Below are 12,156 nucleotides of genomic sequence, written 5' to 3' on the forward strand. Positions count from 1 at the left end.
GTTTAACTTTTAAAGCATTAATCACTTTTAAATAAAAAATATGAAAAAATTATTTTTCGCAAGTTTAATCTTGTTTGCTTTTAGCTCAATTGCAGAAGCACAACAATTAAAATCACCCGAAGGAAAGTTCGTAATGGAATTTTCGCTTCAAAACGACGGAACACCAACTTACAACTTAAAATACAAAAATAAAGAAGTCGTAAAAACAAGTAAATTAGGTCTTGAACTTAAAAACGACACCAAATCTTTACTAAACGATTTTACGATTGTTGATACTAAAACTTCCACTTTTGATGAAAACTGGAAACCGGTTTGGGGAGAAGTGGACAACATTAGAAATCATTATAATGAATTGGCGGTTACTTTAAATCAAAAAGGAACAGACAGACAAATCGTAATTCGTTTCCGTTTGTTTGATGACGGACTTGGATTTAGATATGAATTCCCAACTCAAAAGAACCTTACTTACTTCGTAATCAAAGAAGAAAGAACACAATTTGCAATGGCGGGCGACCACACTGCTTTTTGGATTCCAGGAGATTACGATACGCAGGAATACGATTATACAAAATCAAAATTATCTGAAATTAGAGGTTTATCTCAAAAAGCATATACGGCAAACGTTTCGCAAAAGAATTTTTCTCCAACAGGAGTTCAGACTTCTTTGATGTTAAAAACTGCTGATGGAATCTACATCAACCTGCACGAAGCAGCTTTGATCAACTATTCTTGTATGCATTTGAATTTAGATGACAAAAACATGATTTTTGAATCTTGGTTAACGCCAGACGCAAAAGGAGATAAAGGTTATATTCAGGCGCCAAGCCACTCGCCTTGGAGAACGGTTATGGTTAGTGATGATGCCAGAGAAATCTTAGCTTCAAAAATGACTTTAAACTTAAATGATCCATCAAAAATTGATGATACTTCCTGGATTAAACCTGTAAAATACGTTGGTGTTTGGTGGGAAATGATCACAGGAAAAAGCTCTTGGTCGTACACTAACGATTTTCCAACCGTACAATTAGGCGTTTCTGATTTTTCAAAAGCAAAACCAAGCGGAACGCACGGCGCAAACAATGCTAACGTAAAAAAATATATTGATTTTGCTGCTGCAAATGGTTTCGACGCTGTTTTAGTTGAAGGTTGGAATGAAGGTTGGGAAGACTGGTTTGGACATTCAAAAGATTATGTTTTTGATTTCCTTACCCCTTACCCGGACTTTGATGTAAAAGGTTTGCACGAATATGCAAAATCTAAAGGAATTAAAATTATCATGCACCATGAAACTTCTGGTTCGGTTCGTAACTACGAGCGCCATATGGACAAAGCGTACCAATTCATGAAAGACAACGGATACGATGCTGTAAAAAGCGGTTATGTTGGCGATATTTTGCCTCGCGGTGAAAACCATTACGATCAATGGATTGTAAATCACTACCAATATGCAATCGAAAAAGCAGCTGATTATAAAATTATGGTAAACGCTCACGAAGCCGTTCGCCCAACCGGAATTTGCAGAACATACCCAAATTTAATTGGAAACGAAGCAGCAAGAGGAACAGAATACCAGGCTTTTGGTGGTTCTAAACCAAATCACGTTACGGTATTGCCGTTTACACGCTTAATTGGAGGTCCGATGGATTATACTCCGGGAATCTTCGAAATGGATATCAGTAAAATGAATCCGGATAACAAATCGCATGTAAACAGTACAATCTGTAATCAATTAGCTTTATACGTTACAATGTACAGCCCGTTGCAAATGGCGGCTGATACGCCGGATAACTACAACCGTTTCCCAGATGCTTTCCAGTTCATTAAAGATGTAGCTGTAGATTGGTCTGAAAGTAAATATATCGAAGCTGAACCAGGTGATTTTATTACGGTTGCCCGTAAAGCAAAAGGAACTAACAACTGGTTTGTTGGAAACGTAAACGGAGATAATTCCCGTACTTCAAACATCGATTTCAGCTTCCTTGAAAAAGGTAAAAAATACACTGCAACAATTTATGCTGATGCAAAAGATGCGCACTACAAAACAAATCCGCAAGCTTATACCATCAAAAAAATTGCTGTAACAAATAAATCAAAATTATCACAGCTTTCTGCTTCAGGCGGAGGTTATGCGATCAGCATAATTGAAAATAAATAATTTTTTAAAGACAAGTAAATTTTCCCCAGAATTACTTGTCTTTTTTTTATTACTAAATACCTAACAGGTCTTGAAGACCTGTTAGGAAATCACCTCCATCTCCTAACAGGTTTTTAAAACCTGTTAGGTATATAAATTATAAGATTATGAAAAACTTAAAAACATCATTTCAAATTAACCACATCTTCTACAAAATAGTCCTCTTCATTCTCCTTTTTTCCGCTTCCGCGAATGCGCAAATTCAGAAAGTAGAACCGCCATTTTGGTACGCTGGGATGAAAAATCCGGAATTGCAGATTATGTTTTACGGGAAAAATATTGCACAATATGAAGCTTCGGTTTCTAATAATGTGGTGATTAAAAATGTCGAAAAAACAGAAAACCCTAACTACCTTTTTGTTACAATAGACACACAAAACCTAAAAGCTTCAGAATTGGTTTTCTCTTTTAAAGCCAATAACAAAGTCGCTTTTACTCAAAAATATTACCTTAAAGAAAGAAGAGCCAATTCGGCTAACCGAAAAAGTTACGATTCTTCAGACTTGATTTACCTAATTATGCCAGATCGTTTTGCTAACGGAAATCCGAAAAATGATACCAATGCTTCTTTAACTGAAAAAGGAAATCGCGCAGAACAGGCGGGACGTCATGGTGGAGATATCGAAGGAATTATTAAAAATTTAGATTATATTTCGTCTCTGGGTGCAACCACTGTTTGGAACACGCCTTTATGCGAAGACAACGACAAACAGCATTCGTATCATGGATATGCGCAGTCTGATGTTTACAAAATAGATCCTCGTTACGGAACGAATGAAGATTACGTTCGTTTGTCATCAGAATTGCACAAAAAAGACATGAAACTGGTTATGGATTATGTTACCAATCACTGGGGAATTACACACTGGATGATGAAAGACATGCCAACTAAAACCTGGTTCAATCAATTTGAAAATTTCACACAAACACACCACAGACGTGAGGTAATTACAGATATTCACGCTTCAAAAATAGATAAGGAAGTTTGTGTTGATGGATGGTTTGTGCCTTCTATGCCTGACTTGAATTTGAGAAATCCTTTAGTAGCAAAATACTTAACTCAAAACGCAATCTGGTGGATTGAATACGCCAATTTAGATGGATTTAGAGTGGATACTTATAATTACTCTGACCAAACGGCAATGGCCAATTGGGCAAAAGCAATTACAAATGAATACCCGAAATTTAATATTGTTGGCGAAATTTGGATGCACAATCAGGCGAATTTAGCGTATTGGCAAAAAGACAGTAAAATTGGCGCCATCGAAAACTACAATTCGAACTTGCCAAGTGTAATGGATTTTACGCTTCAAAGTCAGGTTACTTCTGCTTTCAATGAAAGTGATGCAACTTGGGACAATGGAATGATTAAATTCTACAATAATTTTGCTATGGATTATTTATATCCAAACACGAATAATATTTTAGTTTTTGCCGAAAATCATGACACTGATCGTATGAATGATAAGTTTAAATACGATTTACCAAAATACAAACTGGCGATGACTTTATTGGCTACAGTTCGTGGAATTCCGCAAGTGTATTATGGTTCAGAAATTGGAATGGGCGGTGACAAAAGTAAAGGCGATGCAGACATTCGTCAAGATTTTCCAGGTGGATGGGCCGGCGACAAAAACAATGCACTAACTGCAGCAGGAAGAACTGCTGAACAAGCGCAATACTTCGATTTTACTTCAAAATTATTCAACTGGAGAAAATCAAACGAAGCAATTCATACCGGTAAAATGACACATTATATTCCGGAAAATAACACTTATGTTTATTTCAGATATAATGATGCAAAAACCGTTATGGTCGTTTTCAATAACAATGCAAAAGCACAAACTGTCAAGACAAACCGTTTTAAAGAAAACATCAAAAACTTTAAATCAGGAAAAGATGTTTTGACGGGAAAAACATTTGATTTAGCTACTGAAATTACATTGGAACCAAAATCGGCTTTGGTTTTAGAATTGGAATAAGATAATAATATAGGAACAAAGATTTTTGCCACAGATTAAAGGATTAACCCAGATTAAAAAAATCATTTTAATCTTGTAATCTGTGGCTATTATTTTCAACGCATAATGTATTTCCGCCACGAATTCACGAATTATTATTTACCATCTTATTGAAGAAAATAAATTCGTGAATTCGTGGCGGAATTTTTATTTTGAACAAATTATAAATGCTTGTTAAATTTAGAATAAATGAAAAAATACACTTTCCTTTTTTTACCTTTAGTATTCTTAATCACGAGTTGTTCTGGCTCAAAATCAGTTTCAATGAATAACGAAAATACTTCGAAAACACCTTTCGTTTGGGAAGGAGCAAATGTTTACTTTTTACTTACCGATCGTTTTTATAATGGAAATACTGCCAACGATATAAATTTCAACCGAACCAAAACTCCAGCAAAATTGCGTGGATTTGAAGGCGGAGATATCATCGGAATCACAAAAAAAATAGAATCCGGATATTTTGAGAAACTAGGAATAAATGCCATTTGGCTTACGCCGATTGTAGAGCAAATTCACGACGGCGTTGATGAAGGAACGGGTTTGACTTATGGCTTTCACGGATATTGGGCAAAAGACTGGACCGCTTTGGATCCGAATTTTGGAACAAGGGAAGATTTGGCAAAACTAGTTCAAAAAGCACATGAAAAAGGCATCCGAATTATATTAGACGGCGTTATCAACCACACTGGGCCTGTAACTGCCGAAGATCCTGTTTGGCCTTCGGATTGGGTTAGAACTGGTGTTGTCTGTGATTACAAATCTTTCGAAAATACAACGATGTGTACTTTGGTTGATAATCTTCCGGATGTAAGAACAGAAAGTACTCAGGAAGTGCAGCTTCCTCCTTTTTTGATTGAAAAATGGAAAAAAGAAGGCCGTTATGAAAAAGAAATAGCCTCTTTGGATGAATTCTTCAAAAGAACCAATTATCCAAGAACACCAAAATATTACATCATAAAATGGCTTACGGATTATATTGTTGAATTCGGAATTGATGGGTACCGCGCTGATACCGTAAAACACACCAACGAAGACGTTTGGGCCGATTTTAAAAAAGAATGTGATTACGCTTTTGAAACCTGGAAAAAACATCATCCTCTACAAGTTTTAGATCAAAACCAGTTTTACACTATTGCCGAAGTTTATGGCTATGGAATTAGTGGTGGACAGGATTATGATTTTGGAGATAGAAAAGTAAATTATTTCCAAAATGGTTTCAACAGCATGATCAATTTTGAATTCAAATGGAATGCCGGTCAAAACAATTACGAAGGTTTGTTTTCTAAATATTCAAATGCTTTAAACAATGAACTCAAAGGATATTCTGTCCTTAATTATATGTCTTCCCACGACGATGGGCAGCCGTTTGATGCGAACAGAACTAAAACTTTAGAAGCCGGAACAAAACTCTTATTATCGCCAGGAATGTCTCAAGTTTATTATGGAGATGAATCCGGAAGATCGCTGGTTGTGGAAGGAACTAACGGCGACGCAACGCTTCGTTCTAATATGAATTGGGACGATATTCAGAACAATCCTGAAACGCAAAGAACGCTTTTACATTGGCAGAAATTAGGGCAATTCAGGAAAAATCATCCTGCAATTGGCGCCGGAATTCATCAACAAATTAGTTCAGAATTTTATGTTTTCTCCAGAACTTTCTCAAAAGGAACTTTCGAAGATAAAGTCGTTATTGGTTTAGATTTACCAAAAGGTAAAAAAGAAATTCCGGTAAATGCTATTTTCCAAAACGGAACAAAATTAAGAGACACTTATTCGGATCAAAACCTTGAAGTTATTGATGGCAAAGTGACTATTGATAGTGATTTCGATGTCGTTTTACTTGAAAAACCGTAGCGTTATACCACAAAGAAACACAGAGATTTTCGCAGAGATACGCTAAGATTTTTTAGCCACAGATTAAAAGATTAACACAGATTTAAAAAATCATTTTAATCTTTTAATCTGTGGCTATTATTTTAAATTGGAAAGTTGAAGAACAATTGTTTTCTTTCTTTGAGCCTTTGTACCTTTGCACCTCTGAACCTTCATGAAATGAACAAAATGCTCAAGATTGCACATCGCGGTGCCAAAGGCTACGAACCCGAGAATACTTTACAGGCCTTCCAAAAAGCATTAGACCTCAATGCTGACGGAATCGAACTCGACGTTCACTTAAGCGTTGACGGGCACATAATCGTAATTCACGACGAAACCATCGACAAAATGACCAATGGAAAAGGTTTTGTAAATACCTTATCTTTGCCGGAGTTAAAATCGTTTTTGATTAATGGAAAGCATGAAATTCCAACTTTAAATGAAGTTTTTGATCTGGTAAACAAAAAATGTTTCATTAATATCGAATTGAAAAGTAAAGACGCACTGCAGTACGTCTCTACATTAATTGAAGAATATGTTTCAGAGAAAAATTGGAAATACGAGCATTTCATTGTCTCGAGTTTTGATTGGAGTGCCTTGCAACATGTTCATGATTTAAATCAAAATATCCCAATTGGTGTATTAACAGAAACGGATCTGAATTTAGCTTTGGCTTTCGCCGAAACAATAAAAGCAAAAGCCATTCATCCTTATTATCATTTACTGAATGAGGAAAACACAAAAGAAATACAAGAAAAAGGATTTCTAGTTTTACCCTGGACAGTAAATATTGAAGAAGACATTCAAAAAATAAAAAGCTATAAAGTAGAAGGAATCATTACTGATTTTCCAGATAAAATATAAAAAATATAGCCACAGATTTCACAGATTAACACAGATTTTTAATCATTTAAATTTGTGAAATCTGTGGCAAAAAATTACAAAAGCCAAAAGAAAAATTGGTGCAAATTCGTGGAATTCGTGGCAAAAAAAAATGGCAATCCAAAAAATATGATTCAAAATTTCGATATCCTAATTGTTGGCGGAGGCGCTGCAGGATTTTTTACAGCGATAAATATTGCAGAGAAAAATCCTAAACTGAAAATTGCCATTTTAGAAAGAGGAAAAGAAGTACTTTCTAAAGTTCGCGTCTCTGGTGGCGGAAGATGCAACGTAACGCATGCTTGTTTTGAACCGAACGAATTGGTTAAATTTTATCCCCGTGGCGAAAAAGAACTTCGCGGTCCTTTTCATCAATTTTGTTCAGGAGATACAATTGAATGGTTCGAAAAACATGGTGTTGAATTAAAAATTGAAGACGACGGCAGAATGTTTCCTGTTTCTAATTCTTCACAAACTATAATCGATTGTTTCTTAAAAGCAACCGAAAAATTGGGCATCAAAGTTTTGACAGGCCAAAGTGTACAATCGATTTACAAAGCTGAAAATCATTGGAAAATCGACACACAAAACGATAAATTTATTGCCGAAAAATTAGTTATGGCAACCGGAAGCAATCCTAAAATTTGGGAAATGCTTCAAGAGAAAGGGCACGCTATTGTGAGTCCGGTTCCTTCCTTGTTTACTTTCAACATTAAAGATCCAAGAATTAAGGAATTGCCCGGCGTTGCGGCACAAGTTACCGTTAACGTAAAAGATACCAAACTAGAATCCACCGGACCTTTATTAATCACACATTGGGGAATGAGTGGTCCAGCAATTCTAAAGCTTTCAGCCTGGGGTGCCCGCATTTTATTCGACAAAAATTATCAGTTTACGATTTTCGTCAATTGGTTAAATGACGTTGATACTGAAGATGCCGCGAAAATCCTAAAAGACTTAAAACAGGAACATGCTAAAAAAGCAGTTTCAAAAAAATCTCCGTTTGACTTTCCAAATCGTTTGTGGGAAAGTTTGGTTTTAGCTTCTGAAATTGAAGCTGAAACAAAATGGGCTGATTTATCTAAAATTCAATTACAAAACTTAGCTGGTCAATTGACAAAAGCAAAATTTCAGGTAAACGGAAAAAGCACTTTTAAAGAAGAATTTGTAACTGCAGGTGGAATCGATTTAAAAGAAATCAACTTTAAAACCATGGAAAGCAAACTGCATCAAAATCTTTATTTTGCCGGCGAAATTGTAAATATTGACGCCATTACCGGAGGTTTTAATTTTCAGAATGCGTGGACAAGCGGATTTATTTTGGCCAATAATATTTAAAAGAATGAAATACAAAGGAATTATTTTTGATTTAGACGGAACTTTAGTGAATTCATTAGAAGACATTTCAGACGCCATGAATAATGTTCTTACCAATCTAAATTATCCAACCCATACTTACGATGCTTATCAATATTTTATTGGTAGCGGATTGCGAAATTTGGTAAGTAAAGCTTTGCCTGTATCAAACAATTCTGAGGATGAAATCGAAGTCTGTTTCCAAAATATGATTGCAGAATATCGTGAAATTTGTACGCTGAAAACAAAACCTTATGCAGGAATTGTTGAATTGCTGGATAATTTAGTTTCGAGAGATATTAAATTAGCTGTTTTTTCAAACAAAGCCGACGAACTTACCAAAAAGATCGCATCAGAAATATTCCCGGATTATTTTAATACTGCAGTTGGTTTAAGCACTGAAGCACTTAAAAAACCTAATCCGTTTGAAGCAATAGAAATAAGCAAAAACTGGAATTTAAAAACAGAAGAAATTATTTTTATAGGCGACTCCGATATTGATATGTTAACGGCAACTAACGCCAATATGTTTCCTCTTGGTGTTTCATGGGGTTATAGAACTGAAGATGAATTAATCGCAAGTGGCGCAAAATTGGTCATAAATACACCTTTAGATTTAATTGAAATATTGTAGAAAGTTTTCAGTCGCAGTTTTCAGTCACAGACTTGCAACTTAAAACTGCGACTGTGACTGAAAACCCCACAAAATCGAATTAACAAGAATTTACAGATTCGCTAAGTTTTCGTTAAGACAATTCTAATAATTTTACTATCAGCTAAATACCATTAGATGAAAGTAAAATTACTTACCACAATTTCTTTTTTCACTTACCAGCTTTCTGTTTCTCAAACAGAAAAATTACTTCACGGAAAAGTTGTTTCTCAAAATTTAGTTCTTCAGGATGTTGAGGTCATTAATAAAACAGCCAAAACAAGTACGACAACAAATGCTTTGGGAGAATTTTCTATCTTGGTAAATGTCAAAGACAGTTTGATATTCTTTTCTAAAGATTATTTCTTTTCAAGATTAAAAGTAACATCTCAAAATATTGAAACTAATAATCTTGTGGTTAATATGATTTTAAAGCCAGAAGAATTAGATGAAGTAGTAATAACAAAAATAAAATTTCCTCATGTAGGCGCTGCTGACGAAGGTTCAACTGTAATACCGTCTCCATCTTTGCAAAAATATACTGGAGTTTATGATGGAACTATTGCAAATGGTGTAAATTTTATAGCAGTTGGGACTCTAATTTCTGATTTATTCAAAAAAGAAGAAGAACCTAAAAAGAAAATTCCGGAAATCGATTTTAAAAAACTTATAATCACTACAATCCCTGAAACTTTTTTTACAAAAGACTTAAAATTAACTTCTGAAGAAAAAGAGCTATTTCTCCAATTCTGCGATGCTGATCCGAAATCTAAAACGCTATTAGAGCATCCCAATATTTTGGCGACAATGGATTTTTTAACTGCTAAAAGTGAAGCGTTTAAAAAATTAAAAACAGAACTAAAAAACTAAAAGCATAATTAAACCTGAAACTAAAAAAACCTGAAACCTGAAACTAACCTTTTATCGATTCAACCACCAAATACTGGCATTCAAAATCCCTGCAAAAGCCACCCAAGCCAAATATGGAATCAATAAATAACCTGCCGTTTTATTGATTTTGGTGAATTTCAAATAGGTTTCATAGATTATCAGCCATAAAAGCACAATTTCGATTAGAGCCAACATTGGATTTTTTAATCCGAAGAAAATATACGACCAAACGGCATTCAGAATTAATTGAGCTAAAAAGAAACCCAACGCTTTTTTCACTTCTTCATTTTGCTCTTTTATTTTATCCCAAACTAATCCGGCAGCAACGCCCATCAAAATAAAAAGTAAGGTCCAAACTGGCATAAAAACCCAATTTGGCGGATTAAAACTTGGTTTTAAAATCGTTGGATACCAAGTCTCTACTCCTTCCTTTGTAAAAGTAGAGGATGAATATCCAACTGCTAAACAAACGATTACAGCTATTGCGATTCGTATTATTTTGTTCATTTTTGTTTCTTTTTTTATCCAAAAATAACTAAAAAGATAGTTTAAACCATATAAGAGATGTAAGTTCATTTTAACTTAACTGAAAAATACTTTATCATCTTAGAACATATTAGATATAAACTCTAATTGATTATTCCATAAATTGAATTCTTAGAGCTTTCTTTTAACTTATATGATTTAAAAACACTCTAAACAACTTAAATTTACTTACATAACTTATATGGTGAAATATTTTAAAAACTATCTTTGCCAAAATTTATATTTCATGTTTACAGCAGCCGATTTTATTCCTAAAAAATATACTTCTACAATCGAAAACGGAAACTTTGAGTGGAGCGCTCCCAGCAATATCGCATTAGTGAAATATTGGGGGAAAAAAGACAATCAAATTCCGGCAAATCCTTCCGTGAGTTTTACGTTGAGTAATTGTAAAACGATTACGAAATTAGGTTTTAAGAAAAATGCTTCTCCCGAAATTTCGGGATCGCTCAGCAAGACAAGCGAGTTTTCATTTGATTTATTATTTGAAGGAAAACCAAAAGAAGATTTCAAGCCAAAAATTCAGAAGTTTTTAGAGCGAATTGAAGTTTATTTGCCTTTTTTGAAAGATTATCATTTTACGATTGATACTCAAAATACTTTTCCGCACAGTTCCGGAATTGCTTCTTCTGCATCTGGAATGGCGGCTTTGGCGATGAATTTCATGAGTTTAGAAAAAGTTTTGAATCCAGAAATGACAGAAGATTATTTCTACCAAAAAGCATCATTTTTAGCACGTTTAGGCTCTGGAAGTGCTTGCCGAAGTGTAAAAGGAAATGTTGTGGTTTGGGGAAATCAGGCAAATATTGAAGGAAGTTCAGATTTGTTTGGAGTTGAATTTCCTTATGCTATCCATGAAAATTTCAAGAATTATCAAGACACAATTTTATTGGTTGACAAAGGCGAAAAACAGGTTTCGAGCACTGTTGGTCACGATTTGATGCACAATCATCCGTATGCAGAGAGACGTTTTGCGCAAGCACATGAAAATCTGGATCAGTTGATTGCTATTTTTGAAAATGGAAATCTCGAAGAATTCATTAAAGTGGTCGAAAGTGAAGCTTTGACTTTACACGCCATGATGATGACTTCAATGCCGTATTTTATTTTGATGAAACCAAATACTTTGCAAATCATCAATGCGATTTGGAAATTCAGAAACGAAACCCAGATTCCGGTTTGTTTTACGCTGGATGCAGGAGCAAATGTTCACGTTTTATATCCCGAAAACGTTAGCGAAAAAGTACTGCAGTTTATTCAGGACGAATTAGTTGTATTTTGCCAGAATGGTCAGTACATTTGTGACCAAATTGGAGAAGGATCAATTGCATTATAATTTTCCGTATCTTTAATTAAAATTTTGATTATGGACATTCAATTAGAAAAACGTGAAGTGATAGATATTCTGGAAGGTACAAATGACCTTTCAATCATTTTGGCGGTCAAAAAATTGTTAACCAAAAAGAAGAAAGATTGGTGGGATGATTTGACTGAGGCCCAAAAAGAAGATATTGCTCAAAGTGAATTAGAATTTGAAAAAGGAGAATTTACAAGCTTTGAAGATGTGATGAAAAAATACAAGTAGTGAATCTAAAAGTAAATATTTCAAAAACAGCTGAGAAGAATTTAGAGACTGTTTTAAATTTTATTGAAGTAAGATGGTCTAAAAAATCAAAGGATATATTTCTAATTAAATTTCAAAAAGCAGTTTCAATAATCAGCATGAATTCTGAAAT

The 12,156-nt window shown here is 34.4% G+C and carries 10 protein-coding genes; 9 read left to right on the plus strand and 1 reads right to left on the minus strand.

Features of this window, described 5'->3' with window-relative positions; all coding sequences use genetic code 11:
- Nucleotides 1–40: 40 nt before the first annotated feature.
- The 7 genes from J2X17_RS01145 (at nucleotide 41) to J2X17_RS01175 (ending at nucleotide 9,853) form a co-directional block, all read left to right on the plus strand.
- Nucleotides 41–2,155 carry a glycoside hydrolase family 97 protein gene (locus J2X17_RS01145; protein ID WP_310293892.1) on the plus strand — a complete coding sequence of 705 codons (2,115 nt, stop codon included), beginning with the start codon at nucleotides 41–43 and terminating at the stop codon, nucleotides 2,153–2,155.
- A 146-nt stretch (nucleotides 2,156–2,301) separates the two neighbouring features.
- Nucleotides 2,302–4,176: a glycoside hydrolase family 13 protein gene (locus J2X17_RS01150; RefSeq protein WP_310293894.1), complete on the plus strand. Its 1,875-nt coding sequence runs from the start codon at nucleotides 2,302–2,304 to the stop codon at nucleotides 4,174–4,176.
- Between the two features lie 228 nt (nucleotides 4,177–4,404).
- Entirely contained in the window at nucleotides 4,405–6,072 is a 1,668-nt protein-coding gene (locus J2X17_RS01155; protein WP_310293896.1) for an alpha-amylase family glycosyl hydrolase, read from the plus strand.
- A 198-nt stretch (nucleotides 6,073–6,270) separates the two neighbouring features.
- On the plus strand, nucleotides 6,271–6,957 hold the full coding sequence (locus J2X17_RS01160) for a glycerophosphodiester phosphodiesterase (protein WP_310293898.1): 687 nt from the start codon (nucleotides 6,271–6,273) through the stop codon (nucleotides 6,955–6,957).
- Between the two features lie 147 nt (nucleotides 6,958–7,104).
- Nucleotides 7,105–8,313, plus strand: a complete 1,209-nt coding sequence (locus tag J2X17_RS01165; protein ID WP_310293899.1) for a BaiN/RdsA family NAD(P)/FAD-dependent oxidoreductase — start codon at nucleotides 7,105–7,107, stop codon at nucleotides 8,311–8,313.
- Nucleotides 8,314–8,317: 4 nt separating this feature from the next.
- Entirely contained in the window at nucleotides 8,318–8,965 is a 648-nt protein-coding gene (locus J2X17_RS01170) for an HAD family hydrolase (RefSeq protein ID WP_310293901.1), read from the plus strand.
- A 156-nt stretch (nucleotides 8,966–9,121) separates the two neighbouring features.
- Nucleotides 9,122–9,853 carry a hypothetical protein gene (locus J2X17_RS01175; protein WP_310293903.1) on the plus strand — a complete coding sequence of 244 codons (732 nt, stop codon included), beginning with the start codon at nucleotides 9,122–9,124 and terminating at the stop codon, nucleotides 9,851–9,853.
- A gap of 51 nt (nucleotides 9,854–9,904) precedes the next feature.
- Here the strand turns inward: J2X17_RS01175 and J2X17_RS01180 are convergent, their stop codons facing one another.
- Complete coding sequence (locus J2X17_RS01180) at nucleotides 9,905–10,381, minus strand: TspO/MBR family protein (protein WP_310293904.1); 477 nt, start codon at nucleotides 10,379–10,381, stop codon at nucleotides 9,905–9,907.
- A gap of 265 nt (nucleotides 10,382–10,646) precedes the next feature.
- Here J2X17_RS01180 and J2X17_RS01185 point away from each other — a divergent pair, with 265 nt between their 5' ends.
- On the plus strand, nucleotides 10,647–11,756 hold the full coding sequence (locus J2X17_RS01185; RefSeq protein ID WP_310293906.1) for a diphosphomevalonate decarboxylase: 1,110 nt from the start codon (nucleotides 10,647–10,649) through the stop codon (nucleotides 11,754–11,756).
- 30 nt (nucleotides 11,757–11,786) lie between these two features.
- Nucleotides 11,787–12,005, plus strand: a complete 219-nt coding sequence (locus tag J2X17_RS01190) for a hypothetical protein (protein ID WP_310293908.1) — start codon at nucleotides 11,787–11,789, stop codon at nucleotides 12,003–12,005.
- Nucleotides 12,006–12,156: the final 151 nt, after the last annotated feature.

The sequence above is a fragment of the Flavobacterium aquidurense genome (genome assembly GCF_031458035.1).
Lineage (GTDB): Bacteria > Bacteroidota > Bacteroidia > Flavobacteriales > Flavobacteriaceae > Flavobacterium > Flavobacterium aquidurense_C.

What these genes read in the sequence shown, in the direction of transcription:
- J2X17_RS01145 (WP_310293892.1), top strand. Translation starts at nt 41, where the DNA reads ATGAAAAAATTATTTTTCGCAAGTTTAATCTTGTTTGCTTTTAGCTCA.
- J2X17_RS01150 (WP_310293894.1), top strand. Translation starts at nt 2,302, where the DNA reads ATGAAAAACTTAAAAACATCATTTCAAATTAACCACATCTTCTACAAA.
- J2X17_RS01155 (WP_310293896.1), top strand. Translation starts at nt 4,405, where the DNA reads ATGAAAAAATACACTTTCCTTTTTTTACCTTTAGTATTCTTAATCACG.
- J2X17_RS01160 (WP_310293898.1), top strand. Translation starts at nt 6,271, where the DNA reads ATGAACAAAATGCTCAAGATTGCACATCGCGGTGCCAAAGGCTACGAA.
- J2X17_RS01165 (WP_310293899.1), top strand. Translation starts at nt 7,105, where the DNA reads ATGATTCAAAATTTCGATATCCTAATTGTTGGCGGAGGCGCTGCAGGA.
- J2X17_RS01170 (WP_310293901.1), top strand. Translation starts at nt 8,318, where the DNA reads ATGAAATACAAAGGAATTATTTTTGATTTAGACGGAACTTTAGTGAAT.
- J2X17_RS01175 (WP_310293903.1), top strand. Translation starts at nt 9,122, where the DNA reads ATGAAAGTAAAATTACTTACCACAATTTCTTTTTTCACTTACCAGCTT.
- J2X17_RS01180 (WP_310293904.1), bottom strand. Translation starts at nt 10,381, where the DNA reads ATGAACAAAATAATACGAATCGCAATAGCTGTAATCGTTTGTTTAGCA.
- J2X17_RS01185 (WP_310293906.1), top strand. Translation starts at nt 10,647, where the DNA reads ATGTTTACAGCAGCCGATTTTATTCCTAAAAAATATACTTCTACAATC.
- J2X17_RS01190 (WP_310293908.1), top strand. Translation starts at nt 11,787, where the DNA reads ATGGACATTCAATTAGAAAAACGTGAAGTGATAGATATTCTGGAAGGT.